Genomic DNA, 16,651 nt, shown 5'->3' with positions numbered 1-16,651 from the left:
CGCCACCGCACACGTGCGGAGTTCACCGGATCGCGTGAGGCACGATCGTCCGAATGAGCTTCTACGACGTCTTGCACCGCCGCCGGGACACCAGGGGTGAGTTCACCGGCGCCCCGATCCCGCCGGACGTGCTGCGACGGGTGCTCAGCGCGGCGCACGCGGCCCCCAGCGTGGGCCTGTCCCAGCCGTGGGACTTCATCGTCGTGCGCGACGAGCACACCCGGCGCGCGTTCCGCGACCACGTGCAGGCCGAGCGCAGCGTGTTCGCCTCCGAACTGGACGGCGAGCGCGCCGAGACGTTCGCCCGGATCAAGGTCGAGGGCATCCTGGAGTCCACTCTGGGCGTGGTCGTCACCTACGACCCGGAACGCGGCGCGCCCGCCGTGCTGGGCCGGCACGCCATCGCCGACGCGGGCCTGTACTCGGTGTGCCTGGCCATCCAGAACCTGTGGCTCGCGGCCACCGCCGAGGGCCTGGGCGTCGGCTGGGTGAGCTTCTACCGCGAGGACGAGCTGCGCCGCCTGCTGGACATCCCGCCGGCCGTCCGCCCGGTGGCGTGGCTGTGCGTGGGCCCCGTCGACGCCCTCCCCGACACCCCTGATCTGGAGCGTCACGGCTGGCGCAACCGCCTGCCCCTTGAGGACGTGCTGCACCAGGAGCGGTACACACGGCGTTCATCCCGGTAGCCTGTTGAGGCCGTGCCGCTGGCGGGCGGGCCCGCGTACCCGTCCGCCGAGTCGGAATGGAGTGTCGAGCACGAGTGGAGCAGCGAGATCCGCTGATAGCGGTGCCCCAACAGGACCTTGAGGTCAAGGCGTTGCTGAACGCTGGCCGCCTGCCGGAGGCGAACACGCTGTTCGACGAGGTGGTGAGCCGCGTCCCGCCCGGCGCGGACCGCTGGGCCCGCTCCGCGGTGCTGGTCAACCGGGCCAAGCTGGCGTGGCGGCTGGGCCGCATCCCGCTCGCGCTGGAGCTGGCCGCCGAGGGCTGGACCGACCTGGACGCCGAGCACGCCGACAGCCCGGCCGCCGCGCAGGCCATGCACGCCCTCGCCTACCTGCTGGAGGGCATCGGCAACCGCCGGGCCGCCGTCGACATGCTGCGGCTGTCCGTGCAGGTGGCCCGCCGCGCGAACGTCCCCGAAGTGCTCGGCCACTGCCTCCAGGGCCTGGGCGGCACGCTGAACTTCCGCGCCATCTCGTCGCCGCCGGAACTCGCGCCGGCCATCTTCGCCGAGGCCCGGGACTACCTGAGGGAAGGACTGGAGCTGTCACACGACACGCAGATGCGCCGCGCGCTGCTGGGCGCGTACAGCCGCTCCCTGGCGGGCGTCGGCGAGCTGGCCGAGGCCGAGGAGGCCGCCCTCGAAACCCTGCACCAGGCGACCAAGGCGGACGACAAATGGGCGCAGGCGGTCGCCAACTGGGTGCTCGCGGTGGTGCGGCGGGACCAGGACGAGCTGACCGAGGCGCGCACCCTGGCCAGCCGGGCGGTGGCGGCTGCCGAGGCGATCAACGACACGTCCCTGCTGCTCAGGTTCTCCCTGGACCTGGCCGACATCTGCGCCCGGATGAACGACCCGGTGGGCGAGTCGACCGCGCTGCGCTGCTCGGTCGCCGCGGGCCGGACGGCCACCGAGACCCTCCAGGAGGGTTTGGCGCAGGCCTTGGAGCAGCGCCGGGTGGCCGTGCAGGCGCAACGGCTGGCCGTGGCGGCGCAGGAGGCCGCCGCGCGCGACCCGCTGACCGGCCTGGCGAACCGCCTGGGCCTCGAACGCGCCGCCGCCGGCCTGCTGGAGAGCACCGCCGCCCGCGGCCGGGTTCCGTGGCTGGTGCTGGTGGACGTGGACTGGTTCAAGGGCGTCAACGACGACGCCGGGCACGCGGCGGGCGACGCGGCGCTGCGCGAGATCGCCCAGCTCCTGCGCCGCGAGTGCCGGGCCGGCGACCTGGTGGCCCGGTGGGCGGGCGACGAGTTCGTGGTCCTGCTGGGCGACGCCGACGGCGCCTCGCACGACGTGGGCCCGACGGTGGCCGAGCGCATCCGCGCGGCGGTGGACGGGCACGACTGGACCATGGTGCTGGGCTCCATCCGCCGCCCCACCGTGAGCATCGGGGTGGCGGCGGGCCCGGCCAAGCTGGACCAGCTCTTCGCGGCGGCCGACATGGCCCTCTACCGGGCCAAGCGGCACGGCCGCAACCGCGTGGAAGTGGAGCCGACGGTCGAGCTGCCGGCGACCGTCCGCAACGGCTAGCCGGCTCCGCTTCGCCCGATCGTGGGCAACAGGGCCTCCCGTCGCGCGATCCGACCGGTCTCCCGTCGCGCGACGGATTAGGCGATCAGCCCGCCCCGGAACGCGACCAGCGCCGCCTGCACCCGGTTGACCGCGCCGATCTTGCCCAGGACCGACGACACGTAGCCCTTGACGGTGGCCTCCGACAGGTGCAGCGTCCCGCCGATCTCCGCGTTCGACATGCCCTGTCCGATCAGGACCAGCACTTCACGTTCGCGTTCGGACAGCGACGCGAGCAGCCGCCGCGCGGGCTCGGCCGCCCGTTCGCCGTCGGCCACGGCGGCCAGCACGCGCGCCGCCACGCCGGGGTCGAGCACGGCCCCGCCGAGCGCGAGGTCCCGGACCGCCCGGACGAGCTGCTCGGGCTCGGTGTCCTTCAGCAGGAAGCCCGACGCGCCCAGCCGCAGCGCCTCGGACACGTATTCGTCCACATCGAACGTGGTCAACATGGCGATCTTCGGCGGATCGGGGATGGCCCGCAGCCGGCGCAGCGCCATCAGCCCGTCCGAGGACCGCATCCGGATGTCCAGCAGCACGACGTGCGGGCGGTGCTGGCGGGCCAGGTCGGCCACCAGGTGCCCGTCGTCGCATTCGGCCACGACCTCGATGTCACCGGCGCTGCTGAGGATCATGCGAAGACCGGACCGGACGAGGTCTTCGTCATCGGCCAGCATCACCTTGATCACGACGCCTCCCGCTTCGGCGTTTCGTGTTCGTACTCGCTCAGCATCGCGCACGAACACGCAAGCTGACGTTAATTCACCGTTATCTCACCACGGAACCGCTGTGGCACAGCCTTTTCACAGTTGCCAGGAAATAGCCGAGGTCAGCCGGGCGCCCGCGCAACTTCCTGGCGTGCACGCGGCAACAGGACGTAGGGCTTGTCGTCCACGAAGCGTTCGTTTCCCGACCGGCGACCACCCGGTGAAGGTCAACACCCGATCGGCGGAGCCGAACCGAACGCGAAGGACTTTCGCGAATCCGTACTTGTCAGTAACGTGCGTCACACGAACCCTGCCCCGGAAGGAGCTTCGCGTCATGCGGAGAGCCGCCCGATCCCTGGCCGTGGTCGCATTCCTCGCCACGGCCGCCGTCACCGTCCCCGCCGCCGAGGCGGCGCCCAGGACGACCGCGTTCACCCCCGACGACCACTGCCTGGGCCAGTGCCACGACCTGCTGCCGCCCGGCCAGAACGGCAACGCCACGCTCGCCGAGATCCTGGCGCACAAAGCGCTGGGCACCCGTCCCGCGCACTCCGCCGACCAGCTCGGCAAGTACGACGCGCTGGTCTCGGGCCACCCCGGCCTGACCAACGACCAGCTCGGCGCGTTCTTCAACGACGCTTCCTTCGGCGTGCCCGCCGACCAGGTGGAAAGCACCGTCAAGCCGCGTGCGGACGTCACCATCGTCCGTGACAAAACCCTGGGCATGCCGCACATCTACGGCACCACCCGGTCCGGCACGGAATTCGGCGCGGGCTACGCCGCCGCGCAGGACCGGCTGTGGCTGATGGACCTGTTCCGCCACCTCGGACGCGGTCAGCTCACCGGTTTCGCGGGCGGCGCCGAGGGCAACCGGGCGCTGGAGCAGAGCTTCTTCAACCAGATCCCGTACACCGAGGCGGACCTGCAACAGCAGATCGACCAGGTCGCCGCCCAAGGCCCGCGCGGACAACAGGCCCTGCGGGACGTGACGGACTACGTGGCCGGCATCAACGCGTACCTCACGGCGTCGGTGAACGGCCGGTACTTCCCCGGCGAATACGTCCTCACCGGACACGCCGACGCGATCACCAACCGGAACGACATCCAGCCGTTCAAGACCACGGACCTGGTCGCGATCGCGGCCGTCGTCGGCGGGCTGTTCGGCGCGGGCGGCGGTGGCGAGGTGCAGAACGCGCTGGTCAAGCTGGCCGCGCAGAACCGTTACGGCGCGGCGCTCGGCGAGCAGGTGTGGCGATCGTTCCGCGAGCAGAACGATCCGGAATCCGTGCTGACCCTGCACGACGGCCAACGCTTCCCGTACGCGACGACACCCGCCGATCCGCGGGGCGTGGCGTTGCCCGACGGCGCGGTGACACCGGAGCGGATGGTCTACGACCAGACCGCATCACGACAGTCCACAGTGGATGTTCCGGCCGATCTCAAGGCCGTGCAAGGGATCTTCGCGGACGGCGTGCTGCCCGCCGACCTGTTGACCAGGAAGCACGGCATGTCGAACGCGCTGGCCGTGTCCGGCGCGCACACCGACACCGGCAACCCGATCGCCGTGTGGGGACCGCAGACCGGCTACTTCGCGCCGCAACTGCTGATGCTGCAAGAACTCCACGGTCCGGGCATCCGGGCACGCGGGGTGTCGTTCGCGGGTGTGAGCATGTACGTGCAGCTCGGTCGGGGCGTCGACTACTCGTGGAGCGCCACGTCGGCGGGCCAGGACATCACCGACACCTACGCCGTGGAGCTGTGCGAACCGGACGGGCGGCCCGCCACAGCCGCGTCCCTGCACTACCGGTACCACGCGCAATGCCTTCCCATGGAACGGATCGAGCGCAAGAACGCGTGGAAGTCGTCGGTCGCCGACCCGACACCCGCCGGCTCGTACACGCTCGTCATGTACCGCACCAAGTACGGCCTGGTGCAGAGCCGTGCGCAGGTCGACGGCAAGCACGTGGCGTACGCCTCGCTGCGCTCGACGTACCTGCACGAGGTGGACTCGATCGTCGGGTTCCAGGAGTTGAACGATCCCGACGCGATCAGGTCCGCGCAGGACTTCCAGCGCGCCGCCGAGCACATCGGCTACGCGTTCAACTGGTTCTACGTCGACTCGGAGGACACCGCGTACTTCAACTCCGGCGCGAACCCGGTCCGGAGGCCGCACGTGGACCCGAACCTGCCGATCAAGGCGGAGCAGACCAACGAGTGGGTGGGCTGGAATCCCGACCGCAACACGGCGTCCTACACGCCGTTCGACCAGCACCCGAACTCGGTGAACCAGGACTACTACATCTCGTGGAACAACAAGCAGGCCCTGGACTACACCGCCGCCGGCTACGGCAACGGCTCCGTGCACCGGGGCGACCTGCTGGACGACCGGGTGCGGGCGCTGGTCTCCGGTGGCCGCAAGGCGACCCGGACGTCGTTGACCCAGGCGATGGCCGAGGCGGGCGTCGCGGACCTGCGTGCCGAGCAGGTGCTGCCGGACCTGTTGCGGGTCATCGACACCGCCACCGTGACCGATCCGGCGCTGGTGGCTGCCGTGGGCACGTTGCGCGACTGGCAGCGTTCCGGGTCGCTGCGCAAGGAGACCTCGCGCGGTAGCAAGGCCTACGCGCACGCCGACGCGATCCGCCTGCTGGACGCGTGGTGGCCGATCCTGGTCCGGGCCCAATTCCAACCGGGGTTGGGCGATGCGCTGTACACGCACCTGACGCACGCCTTGCAGGTGGACGAGGCACCGTCGGACACGCACGGAGCCGCGCCGCACAAGGGTTCCTCGTTCCAATATGGCTGGTGGAGCTACGTCGACAAGGACCTGCGGGCCGTGCTCAGGGACGACGTCGCCGGGCCGTTGGGCGCGAAGTACTGCGGCGGCGGGACTGCGGCGTCGTGCCGCCAGGTCCTGCTGGACAGCCTCGCGCAGGCGGCGGCCGTGCCCGCGACCACCGTGTATCCCGGTGACGCGGACTGCGCGGCGGGCGACCAGTGGTGCGCGGACACCATCATCCACCGGGCGATGGGCGGCATCACGCACGAGAAGGTCCACTGGCAGAACCGGCCCACCTACCAGCAGGTGGTGCAGTTCCCGTCCCGGCGCGGCACGAGCCTCGCGAACCTGGCGGCCGGCGCGGTGGCCTCGGCGAGCAGCCACGAGCGCGGCCGGCACCACTCGCCGCCCGCGAACGCCGTGGACGGGAAGCCGGACACGCGGTGGGCCAGCGACTGGACCGACGGCCAGTGGTTCCAGGTGGACCTGGGCGCGCCGCGCACCGTCGGCCGGGTCGTGCTCCGTTGGGAAGCGGCCTATGCCAAGTCGTATCGGATCGAGGTGTCGGCCGACGGCACGCGGTGGCGGGAGGTTTCCACGATCGGTGCGGGCAATGGCGACCAGGACGTGGTCGCGTTCCCACCGACCACGGCACGATTCGTACGAATGACCGGTATCCAACGGGCCACGAGTTACGGATACTCGCTGTACGAGCTTGAGGTCTACATCACGTAGGCCGGTCCGCAGGAAGACCCCGGTCCACCCCCAGGGACCGGGGTCTTCCGCTGTCCGGCTAGCCCTGGAACAGGTAGTTGCGCACGTCAGGCCTTATCCGGTCGATCGGCTGCCAGGCGTTGCACTGCCAGGCGCGCATGCGGTAGCCGCGTTCACCGAGCCAGTCGGCGACGTCCTGCGCGCGGTACCCGAACCGCCGCACGTGGCGTTCTTCGACCTCCAGGAGAAGTTTCGGTCGAAACCTCTCAATGGTCTCCTCGCCGCCTTGCAGGACATGGAGTTCCGCGCCCTCGACGTCGGCCTTGACGAAATCCAGCCGCTCGATCCCGTGCTCGGCGCGGAACCGGTCCAGGGTGTCCGTCCGCACCACGACTTCGAGGTGCTCGGTGAACTCCACGTTGGACCCGAGCCCCTTCGCGCCGGCCGTGAGGAACGACCGCCCGGTGACCGGCACCCCGTGCCGCACCGGGACGCTCATGACGTCCCGGCCCTCCCGCGCGCCGAGGGCCACGGAGTGCCGCACGATGTTGCGCCCTTCCCGTGGCCGCAACAGGTAGGACAGCGCGGGGTGGGCGAACACCAGGGGTTCGACGCTGTGGACTGTCCCTTGTGGACCGACAAGGCGGGACAGGGACACGGTGTAGAGGCCGAGCGCGGCGCCGATGTCGACACAGACGTCACCCGGCCGCACGACGTCGCGCAGGCCGATCAACTCGGGTTCGATGAACGGCGTCACCCGGGCCAGCACGCGCAACGCGCCCGCCACGGCGGCGCCGCGCACCTCGGTCAGATTGTGGTTCACGCAACCACACTAGAGAAATCAGGGCAGCGGCTTCGCCCCGTTCTGATGAGGAAGTCCGACCTGCTCGGCGAACTCCGTGGCGACGGACGCCCCGCCGTAGATCCCCAACGCCTTGGCGAGGTGCAGCCGAAGGTCTTGGCGATGCCCGTCGGACAACCGGGGGAGGGCGCTCTCGAAGCTGGTCACCAAGGTGTCGGCCCAGTGCCGATCCCGGCGCTGCGAAGCGATCCGCACCAGTTCACCGAGCTGCTGGGCCAACGCGACGGCCTGCTCGACCTGGTACCCGTTGCGGTGCAGCCACCAGATCGTCGCGGTCGACAGGTCGGTCAGCACCTCGTCCCGGAGATACCGGATCTCAGCCCGTTCGGCATCCCGTTCGGCCTGCCGGACGGTGGTGGTCTGCAACAGCTCGATGTGCTTGCGAGCCATCTCCAGGTCGCCGTCGTCCACGGACAGCTCGACCCCTTCGGCACGAGCCCAGACATGCGTGCCCTCAACCTGCCGTTCAGCGGCGAGCTCGTCCCCCAACTGGTGCTGGAGGGGCGCGTGGTGCACCAGCATGGCCCGCTCGGTGACCTCCCGGGCGCGCCGGACGATGTCGTTGATGGCAGCACTACGAGGCACGTTGTGCCGGGCGCCGGTGGTCAGGTCGAGCCGCCAGTGCACCGTGAACCGAGCCCGGAAGTCCAACCCGTAGACCGCACTGGGCAACGGCGTCTCGAAGGCATGCTGGTGAGACGAGGAGGGAGGGTCGAACGTGAACTCCTCACCCCCACCCCGCCCCCGCTGCCGCCGCCACCAGGCCCCAAAGGCCCCGAGGGGGCCAGGCCGAAAGTCAGGCCAAGGTCTACCGCTCATGGAAGGTCTTCCGCCGAGGTCCCAAAGCTCCCCCAGTCTCTACCCGAAGGACCAACCACTTTGAAGGTGGCCCACCCCACTTCCACCCAACAGCGGACTGCCGACCCCTGATGAGCAACCCACAGTGCACACAGGGCAACCCCCGACCTCCACCCGAGTGACCCGCCGACACCCGCCCCACCCCGCCGCCCACACCAGGGCACCCGGTACGCTGCCCGTTGCCGCCCTCGTAGCTCAGGGGATAGAGCATCGGTTTCCTAAACCGTGTGTCGCAGGTTCGAATCCTGCCGGGGGCACTCACCTTTCGCCGGGTGAATCAGGCCCTGGCCAGCGGAAACGCGGCCTGGGCCTGATCTTTTCCAGCAGTCGGCGCCGGCCAGGGCCTGCCCTCGTCCGCCGGCGGACCAGCCACCCGGCCCGAGGACTACGCCGGCCGCGTCACGGCACGAAGCGGAACGGCGGTAGCGCCCCGACGTCGAACAGCGGGGTTGGCCGGCCCTTCAGGTGGCGGTCCAGGAAGGCGCCCAGGTAGGTGCGCCGGCCGTGCAGCGAGGCGTCCGGCCGCACGGTGCCGATGGCCGCCTCCCTCACCTCGGCGGGCAGCGCCGGCCCGAGTTGCGGCAGCACCGACTGGAAGTCCGAGTAGCTCAGGTGCCCGCCGTCGACCAGGGCCAGGTCGCGTTTCCAACCCCGTTGCGCCGCCCAGAACTCGGGCCGGCTCGGGTCGAGCGTGCCCGGCGCGTGGGTGTGGTCCTGGGTCGCCGTCTTGGTGCCCATGAGCAGGAACGGGCGGTCCAGGCTGCGTTTGGTGCTCTCGCCCGGCAGGTAGGGGTCCTCGAACGTGGCGAACGAGCCGTCCATGTTCACGCCTGCTTTGATCCGCTGGTCGAGCAGCATCGCCTCGGCGGCCGTGAACCCGCCGATGCAGTGGCCGACCATGCCGGTGCGCCTGAGGTCCGGAGCGCGTTGCAGGCCGGGTGGCAGGCGGCGGCCGTCCGCGTCCGGGTTGCGGCCCGCCGCCAGGTCGGCGACCCGGTCCAGGACGAACCGGGTGTCGGCGACGCGGGTGTCGAGGATGGCGCGGTTGGTCTCCGGCGTCCACGGCAGGTCCAGCGGCGCGGCGACCCGGCCGTCGGGGAAGCGGGCCGCACCGGACTCGTAGGTGTGGGACATCGACACCACGAGGTAGCCGCGGGAGGCCAGGTCGTCGGTGAGCGTCGCGAAGAGTTCGCGGGGCATCCCGCCGCCGGGCGAGAACAGCACCACGGGCAACCGTCCGCGACGCAGGTCCACCGGGCTGTCGACGCGGGCGTGCCGCCGCACGCCGGGAGCGTCGAAGTCCACGCCGGGCAACGCGCGCAGGCCCTGGAGCATCGGGGTCTGGTCGGCGACCTCACCGCTCAGCCACGCCGCACGGGACGCGCCCGCCGCCGTCGTGGGGTAGCTGACGGTCACCATGAGTTCACGCCGCCGGTCCGGGTGCCAGGGATCGGGGCGCGACGCGTCGACCAGGTGCAGTTCGGTCGTGCCGACGGGCAGCGGACCGGCGGGTTCGGGCAGCCGGGGTCTGGTCGGCACGGCGTGCGCGGTCGCGGTGAGCGACACGGCGAGCGCCGCGCCCGTGCCGAGCGCGGCGAGTCGGGTGATGGTGCGGGACACGGGTTTCCTCTCGCGGGACGGGACCGGTCCGACGCCGGTCCGCGCCCAACGATCACCGACGGCGGTGTGATCGGTCGTCAACCCGTGGCCGGGGTCGTTGATCGGTCGACGGCGGTACGGCCGCTGCGACGAAAGGATGATCACCGATCCCGCGACTCGTACCGCTTCTCCTTGGGCGGCAAGGATAGTCCTCGGCAAGATCACGAGCACGCATATCGACGCCCCTGGCATCCCGGCACACCGAGCGACACGTACCGGCGGACATCCCTCGTCCGCAGCGCGAGAAACCCGCACCGGCCGGGGGATCGGCTAGTCCTCGCAGGCGATGCCGTCGCCGTTCCGGTCCAGGTCGTAGATGTCCGTGCCGATGACACGGATCGGGCCTGCCACGTACGCGGGGCCGTTGCCGCTGCCGCCCTGGCAGTCGACGTCGCTCGCGATGGGCACGCAGCCGCTGTAGTTCGAGTCGCAACCGGACTGCGGCTTGGCGGGCGGCGGTGGCGGCGGGGCCTCGGTGGTCCGAACGGTCGGGGGCTTCGGTGCCGGGGGCTGCGTCGCTTGCGGCGGTGGGGCCACGGTCGTGGTGGTCGTCGTCGTGGTGATCGTGGTGGTGGTCGTGGGAACGGTTGTGGTGGTCGTGGGCGCGGCGGATGTGGTGGTCACGTCGGCCGCGGTCCGGGTGGTCGGTGTGCTGGTGTTGGCCACCACCACGAAGAAGACGATCACCACGGCCGCGGCGGCCCCGATCCACGCCGGACGGTTGGCGGCGAACGGAGAGGCGCGGCGCGGCGACGGGATCTCGGCCGGCGCGTACGTCGGCGGGGTGGCCAGGGGGATGGTCGCGTTGCCGTCACGGGGCAGGCGGAGGGTCACCTCGGTGCCTCGGACGCCTGCCTGGAGCACGGCCTCACACCCGGGTCTGCCGCCCCGGGTGGTCAGTTGGACCAACAGGGGCGCGTAACGCTGGGACATCAGGTGGGTCAGCTCGCCCACGCGCCGGCCGTCCAGGCGGACTTCGATGGCACGTTCACCCTTGTGCTTGCCCGTCGCGGCGGTGCACCACGCCAGTTCGACCGCCACGTGCCGTTGCATGCCCGGCGTCACCGGGTAACGGGCTAACTCCGCTTGGTGGTCTTCCTCGCGGGTCACGGTGACCGTTGCTTCGGCGCTCAGCATCACCAGGCCTGCGGACGAGTTCTCGATCATCCTGTGCTCCAGACACGTGCGGCGGACGTATGCCTGGGCATCGGCGGAACCGGGGAAGTCCGTTACCGATGGATGCGAAGCTGTGTCCTCAGTAGTGCGGGCCCGCCGGGCGTCCGGTCCGGATCGCGGAGAAAATCCGCCGGCACAAGGCAATCCACAGTGGACCTGTCGCACAGCACGCGGACTGCACCGTCGTGAGCGGACCCGCTTGCGCCAGAAAGGCCCCCGAAGCGCTTCGGGGGCCTTTCGATGCTGGCACGGGCACTGCCCGTCGTGTGCGGCGCCGGGACTGCTGCCGAAGGCAGGGTGGGCGCGATCGGTAACCGGGGCCGCGGCACGCCGTTCAGATCAGCCGACGCGCCACAGGGCGGGCACGTTCGGCGGCTCCCAGCCGGGCTGGGCCGTGTGGGCTTGCTGGCAGACGTACGTGACGTCGCCGTAGGTGACGGTCGTGCCCGCGGTGTACGCCGAGCCGGCCGCCCACGAACCGCCGGGGACGCCGGTGGTCGTGCTGGTGGGGTTGGTGCTGCTGGACGACGACGAGGTGCTCGTCGAGGTCGGGGTCTGCCGGACGTTGAGCACGAAGTCGTACTCGCCGACCCGGGTCGTCCCGTTGTTCGACATCGTCATCAGCAGCCGCGGGTCGTAGATCGTGTCCGTGTTGTTGCGCGGCTCGTTCGGGAAGTAGAGCTGCGTGGTGAGGATCCGCCCGCCGGGAGCCTGCACCTTCACGTGGATGTGCCGCGTGCGCCCGGGGTACAGGCCCGGCACGATCGTGGCCAGGGTGAACTTGCCCGCGGCGTCGGTGAACTGGTGTCCGCGGAACTTGAAGCCGGTGTTGTCGTACACACCGTTGTTGTCGGCCTGCCAGAAGTCCAGCAGGGCGTTCGCGATCGGCTGGCACGCCAGGCCGAACACGTAACCGGTCACGGTCAGGCGGGTGCCCACCGTGCCCGCGTCCACCAGCGACGAACGCCGCGGCGAGTTCGGCTTGAAGTACGGGCCTTCGGTCTGCGCCGGCGTCGGGTCGTCGCCGTCGTCGCACTCCGGGGTCAGTTCGAGCGTTCCCCCGGTGCTGGGCACGGTGCGGGCCAGCGCCGGCACACCCATCAGCGCGGCGGGCACCGCCACGCCTGCGACCAGGGCCGCGCGCAGCACGGGCCGTCGGCTGATGTTGCGGGAATCAGTCGATTCCTCGGGGGTGGTGGGGTCGCCGTCCATGGGCGTGTCCATGACTGCTCCTCGTGGGATGGCGGTCTCGGGAATTCATAACGAACCTATGGAGACGCCCCGGCGGGGACGATGGACTTGGCCGGTTGGTCGTGGTGAATCTCGTGGTCGGTCATAACTGTGAACGCCGTCACCCGAAGCGACGCGGCGGACATCGCCCGACCGGCGGAAGTCGCCGGGGCTCACGCCCGTCTCGCGGCGGAAGAACCGGCAGAAGTACGCCGGGTCGGCGAACCCGACCCGACCGGCGATCTGCCGCACGGTCAGGTCGGTCCGGGCCAGCAGCCGCTTGGCCTCGCTCGCTCGCGCTTCCCGGACCAGCTCCGACGGCGTGCGCCCGGTCGCGGCCTTGACCGCCTCGGTCAGGTAGCCGGGGGTGACGCCGATCCGCTCCGCGTAGGCCCGCACCGACCACAGGTCCACGTCCGGCCTGCCCGCCAGCCGGGCGAACTCCTCGGCCACCGCGCCGGTCCGCGCGGGCGGCGGGGCGGACGGGGTCTCCGGCAGCCGGGCCGAGCGCACGATCAGCACGTGCAGCAGGGACCGCAGCACGGACTCGACGCCGGTCGCGCGTGCCCGGTACTCCGCGTCCAACTCGGTGATCAGGCCCGACACGCCGGCGTGGGTGGCCTCGTCCAGGGTCAGCCAGGGCCGTTCGCTCAGCCGGCGGAGCAGTTCCCGGTCGCCCGGGTGGTCGATCAGGAAGTCGTCGGTGAACAGGACGACGAACCCCTCCAGCTCCCGCGTGTCGACCCAGTGGTGCACCTGGCCCGGCGCGATGAAGCACAGGTGCGGCGGGCGCAGGTCCCAGCGGGCCAGGTCGACGACGTGCGTCCCGGACCCGCCCGTGACGAATACGATCTCGTGAAACGTGTGCCGGTGCGGGAAGTTCGCCCGGGACATCGGGCCGAGTTCCTCGAAGGTGCCGATCGCGAACGGCAGGGCGTTCGGCACCGGCACCTCCAGTCGGTGCATCGGCAGCTCGCCCACCCGCGGCGCCTGGCAGGGCGTCCCCGGTAACACGGTGGTGCCACGCATGGTCGCTAGTCCTTTCGCCACCGGACCGGAAGGTCCAGACCAATCATTTGGTGAAATCCACGATGGCACGGCTGGGGCCCGTGGGGAACAGAACGTGGCCACGAGGTGACTTCCCGTGCCGGGTGGTGTCCGTCTGCCGGACAGTACGCGCGGTCGGCCGCTCACTTGCGGAGCCGCCGCTTCAGCTCCGCGACCAGCTCCTCGTCGCTCAGCTTGGTCGGGTCGGGTCGCGCCTGGCGCAGCTCGGCCTCCTCGCGGGTGATCAGGCCCGCCGCCACCATCACCTCCAGCGGACTCGCGTCGAACAGCGAGGCGATGGCCCGCGCGGACTCCACGGAGGCCTTCCCGCCGCGCTTCCAGTCGGTGAGGCGGCTGCGGTCGACGCCCGCGCCCCGCGCCAGGTCGCCGGTGGTCATGTCGCGGCTTTCCAGGTTGGCCTGGAGGTAGTCCCACCACGCCGAGGAAGTGTTCTCGTCATCGGTCATGCCGCTTGATGTTAGTCGTGTACACGCAACGTTGGCAACGCACCCCCAACAGCCTGACCTCGTTGTTCGAACACAACCTGAGTTGCGTACGCACAACATGGGTTAGTGTTCTGCCGACAGACCGGATGTCGGGCGCGCACAACACGACGCGAGGCGGCGATGCCGAAGACGATCAGACTCCGCACCAAGGCCTTCGCCAAGGCCGCGCTGCTGGCCGGCTACCCGTCGGACTACGCACTGGCCAAGGCCATGGAGGTGAACCGGTCCACGGTGGGGCGGGTGTTGAGCGGGGAACTGCGGCCAGGACCCGCGTTCATCGGCGGCGCGCTCACCGCGCTGGCGCCGATGCAGTTCGACGACCTCTTCGAGATCGTCCCGGCGGGCGGCGGGGATGACTGAGCGTGACCGGCGGATTGGCGGTGTTCCGAACTCATCCGATTGGTGACACTGGATGATCAACAGAGACGGACGGGCGGCTTGACCCGATGTGACCAGTGGCCCACCTACGGCGGCCGATCGAGCCCAGCACAGCGGACCGGGAAGGACGGCGGCAGGTGAGCGACCAGGCCAGGCAGTTGCTGCGGGACGTGCTGCGCGCGCGCCGCGTCCTCGGCCACGACGTCGAGGACCCCGGCCCCTCCGCGCCGGCGGACGCCGACGACGTGCGCCGCTGGTTCGACGAACGCCTGGACGAGGTGGTCGCGGCGGTGCGGGAGGCCGACGACACCGCCGTGGCGCTGCTGGCCGCCGTGTGGCCGGCCGTGCCGCCGGACGCCGACGAGGCGTGGTGCCGGCGGCTCTACGGGTGCGCGACGCCGCTGGCCGCCGCGCTGCCCACGTCCCGGCCGCTGGCCGCCGCGTTCCGGGCCGGTGCCGACGCCCTGCGGGCCCGCGGCCTCCACCGGCTCGCCGCCGCACTGGGGATGCGGGAGCTGGCGATCTGGCGGCTGCTGGACGACCCGGACGGGGCCGTGGACGCGCTGTTCGCGCTGTCCGCCACGTACCGCGCCCAGGGCCGGCTGCACCGGGTGATCGGGTGCGCCGACGAGATGCTGGAGCTGCGCATCCTGCACGAGCAGCCGGACGGCATCGCGCGGTCGCTCGCCCACCTGGGCTCGCTGATGATCGAGGTGGGCAGGCTCGACACGGCGGTGAACTACCTGACCCGCGCGGACAAGGTGTTCGACAGCCTGCCGCCGACGTCGGACCGGTCCCGGGCGCAGGTGCTGTTCGCGCGCGCCCTGTGGCTGTCCGGCGACGAGGCCGCCGCCCGCCGCAAGCTGCACCGCGTGCTGCCGGACCTGGCCGGCGAGGACGCGCGGGAGGCCCGCGGGCTGCTGGACCTGCCGACCGGGTCGAGACCGCCCGGCCGCGGTCCGGCCGACCCCTACCCGGCCTCAGCCGCGGAGCAGGGCCAGGGTGACCTGGATCAGCAGCCCGACGGCTAGCTTCGCCCAGGACACGAACCTCGGACGGGACTCGCGGCGGTGCCGGCCGCGGCGGGGTGGGGTGCTCATGCGGGTTCTCTCGGGTAGTGAGGGCAGCGGGCAGGTCAGGGCAGGGCGGTGGTGTCTGGGTTGTCGGCGAGCAGGTTCAGCACGTCCCGGCACACGAACACCCGGCGGTAGTCGCGGTAGTCCCACGGGACGAGGATCCGGCGTTCGACCAGCCGGCGGGTGAGGTCGGTCGCGGCCTTCATGGTCACGTCGTGCCGGTCGCGCACCGACCGGTGGTTGACCACCGGGAAGCCGATCAGCCCGGCGGCGACCTCGGGCAGCTTCCCGCTCTTGGGCAGCAGCCGGGTGTAGCGCTCGGCCAGGTCCTCCAGGTGGCCGATCAGCCGCAGTTGGGCCAGCGCCTGCTCGCGCACGGCGGCGGCGAAGAACTCGACCCAGTGGTGGACCCGCCCGGTGTCGACCACCGCGCGGATCTCCTCCTCGTACTCGGGCAGGGTGTCGTCCAGCCACACCGACAACGGCAGGATCTGGTCGCGCAACAGACCGCACCGGACCATCTCCAGCATGGAGAAGCCGCGCGCCACGTGCCCGTTGGCGGTCGGGAACGGTTGCAGGACTTCGAGCTGGTAGTGCGCGAGCGCGATCTTGGCGATCCGCGGCTGCTCGTTCTCCTCCCGCACCCACGTCGACCACTGCTCTAGCTGCGCCACCAGGTGCGCGCCGGTCGCGGTCAGCAGGTAGGCGCGGGCCGGGGAGAGGCCGAGCCAGCCCGGCTCGCGGCGCAGCACGTCCCGCAGGCGCTGCCCGGCGCGGCCGGTCATGATCGCGGTCAGCTCGCCCACCAGTTCGGCGTCCACCACCGCGCCGTCCCGGACGCGGGCCACGCCGTGGTCGTAGGCGGACAGGTAGGGCGCGAGCAACTGCTCCGGCGCTGCCCGGTCCGACGGCGGATCACCTTGGGAGGCAAGGAGGTCCGCCGCGAGCGCTTCGCGCAGCCCGATCACCGTGCCGGACAGGCCGGCCGAACTCTGCGCGTCCCGCACCTGGGTGGCGCGCACCAGCCCGGACCGCACGGTCAGCCGCTGGGCGGCCTCGTCGAGCCTGCCGAGGGCGTGCTCGGCCTCGGCCACCAGCCGGTAGGTGGCCACCGGCAGCGGCAGGTCCGACGGCAGCGGCGGTGGCAGGTAGGCGCCTTCGCGCCGGCGGGCCTCGGGGATGCCGGGGAGGTCGGGGACCTGCGCCCACTGCCCCGACAACAGGGGAGGGACGTTCATGGGGAGCAGCATCCACTAAGTGAAGTAAATGCGCAATACACTTCAACTCCGTTGTCGACAGATCAATGAAGGAATTAGGCCATTCGCTCCCGAGCCCGGCGGAGAGCATTCCTCGGCCACCCCGGTTATAG

General features: G+C 71.1%; 14 protein-coding genes and 1 tRNA gene. 6 read left to right on the top strand and 9 right to left on the bottom strand.

From position 1 onward, the window contains the following. Positions 1 to 53 precede the first annotated feature (53 nt). Positions 54 to 686, top strand: coding sequence for a 5,6-dimethylbenzimidazole synthase (gene bluB, locus ACQPZF_RS03295; RefSeq protein WP_433268079.1), 633 nt, complete (start codon positions 54 to 56; stop codon positions 684 to 686). 101 nt (positions 687 to 787) lie between these two features. Continuing rightward, on the top strand, positions 788 to 2,254 hold the full coding sequence (locus tag ACQPZF_RS03290; protein ID WP_433268077.1) for a diguanylate cyclase: 1,467 nt from the start codon (positions 788 to 790) through the stop codon (positions 2,252 to 2,254). A gap of 77 nt (positions 2,255 to 2,331) precedes the next feature. Here the strand turns inward: ACQPZF_RS03290 and ACQPZF_RS03285 are convergent, their stop codons facing one another. Continuing rightward, positions 2,332 to 2,979, bottom strand: coding sequence for a response regulator (locus tag ACQPZF_RS03285; RefSeq protein WP_433268075.1), 648 nt, complete (start codon positions 2,977 to 2,979; stop codon positions 2,332 to 2,334). A gap of 352 nt (positions 2,980 to 3,331) precedes the next feature. On the opposite strand from ACQPZF_RS03285, the gene ACQPZF_RS03280 reads away from it, so the two are divergent. After that, a complete protein-coding gene (locus ACQPZF_RS03280) occupies positions 3,332 to 6,511 on the top strand; it encodes a penicillin acylase family protein (RefSeq protein WP_433268073.1) in 3,180 nt (1,059 codons plus the stop codon). Positions 6,512 to 6,569: 58 nt separating this feature from the next. Here ACQPZF_RS03280 and ACQPZF_RS03275 read toward each other — a convergent pair whose 3' ends face one another. Together ACQPZF_RS03275 and ACQPZF_RS03270 are read right to left on the bottom strand one after the other, a co-directional pair. Then, positions 6,570 to 7,313, bottom strand: a complete 744-nt coding sequence (locus ACQPZF_RS03275) for an FkbM family methyltransferase (protein ID WP_433268071.1) — start codon at positions 7,311 to 7,313, stop codon at positions 6,570 to 6,572. A gap of 18 nt (positions 7,314 to 7,331) precedes the next feature. Then, positions 7,332 to 8,024, bottom strand: a complete 693-nt coding sequence (locus tag ACQPZF_RS03270) for a hypothetical protein (protein ID WP_433268069.1) — start codon at positions 8,022 to 8,024, stop codon at positions 7,332 to 7,334. A gap of 370 nt (positions 8,025 to 8,394) precedes the next feature. Here ACQPZF_RS03270 and ACQPZF_RS03265 point away from each other — a divergent pair. Further along, positions 8,395 to 8,467: transfer RNA gene (locus ACQPZF_RS03265), tRNA-Arg, on the top strand. Positions 8,468 to 8,609: 142 nt separating this feature from the next. Here ACQPZF_RS03265 and ACQPZF_RS03260 read toward each other — a convergent pair. From ACQPZF_RS03260 to ACQPZF_RS03240, 5 genes are all read right to left on the bottom strand, one after another. Beyond that, the gene (locus tag ACQPZF_RS03260; RefSeq protein WP_433268068.1) at positions 8,610 to 9,830 is read right to left on the bottom strand and encodes an alpha/beta hydrolase family protein; all 1,221 of its coding nucleotides are present in this window, start codon (positions 9,828 to 9,830) and stop codon (positions 8,610 to 8,612) included. A 309-nt stretch (positions 9,831 to 10,139) separates the two neighbouring features. Then, entirely contained in the window at positions 10,140 to 11,036 is an 897-nt protein-coding gene (locus tag ACQPZF_RS03255; RefSeq protein WP_433268066.1) for a hypothetical protein, read from the bottom strand. 348 nt (positions 11,037 to 11,384) lie between these two features. After that, the gene (locus tag ACQPZF_RS03250) at positions 11,385 to 12,269 is read right to left on the bottom strand and encodes a carbohydrate-binding protein (protein WP_433268064.1); all 885 of its coding nucleotides are present in this window, start codon (positions 12,267 to 12,269) and stop codon (positions 11,385 to 11,387) included. A gap of 33 nt (positions 12,270 to 12,302) precedes the next feature. Further along, a complete protein-coding gene (locus tag ACQPZF_RS03245) occupies positions 12,303 to 13,304 on the bottom strand; it encodes an AraC family transcriptional regulator (RefSeq protein WP_433268062.1) in 1,002 nt (333 codons plus the stop codon). Between the two features lie 161 nt (positions 13,305 to 13,465). Next, positions 13,466 to 13,789, bottom strand: coding sequence for a helix-turn-helix domain-containing protein (locus ACQPZF_RS03240; protein ID WP_433268060.1), 324 nt, complete (start codon positions 13,787 to 13,789; stop codon positions 13,466 to 13,468). Between the two features lie 159 nt (positions 13,790 to 13,948). On the opposite strand from ACQPZF_RS03240, the gene ACQPZF_RS03235 reads away from it, so the two are divergent. Next, a complete protein-coding gene (locus ACQPZF_RS03235) occupies positions 13,949 to 14,188 on the top strand; it encodes a transcriptional regulator (RefSeq protein ID WP_433268058.1) in 240 nt (79 codons plus the stop codon). Between the two features lie 155 nt (positions 14,189 to 14,343). Then, positions 14,344 to 15,237: a hypothetical protein gene (locus tag ACQPZF_RS03230; RefSeq protein WP_433268056.1), complete on the top strand. Its 894-nt coding sequence runs from the start codon at positions 14,344 to 14,346 to the stop codon at positions 15,235 to 15,237. A 104-nt stretch (positions 15,238 to 15,341) separates the two neighbouring features. Here ACQPZF_RS03230 and ACQPZF_RS03225 read toward each other — a convergent pair whose 3' ends face one another. Continuing rightward, positions 15,342 to 16,520, bottom strand: coding sequence for a Fic family protein (locus tag ACQPZF_RS03225; protein WP_433268054.1), 1,179 nt, complete (start codon positions 16,518 to 16,520; stop codon positions 15,342 to 15,344). Positions 16,521 to 16,651: the final 131 nt, after the last annotated feature.

It is taken from the genome of Actinosynnema sp. CS-041913, assembly GCF_050942485.1.
Taxonomy (GTDB): domain Bacteria; phylum Actinomycetota; class Actinomycetes; order Mycobacteriales; family Pseudonocardiaceae; genus Actinosynnema.
The sequence above is the reverse complement of the archived record's forward strand: the minus strand, read 5'-3'. Positions and strand labels throughout refer to the sequence as shown.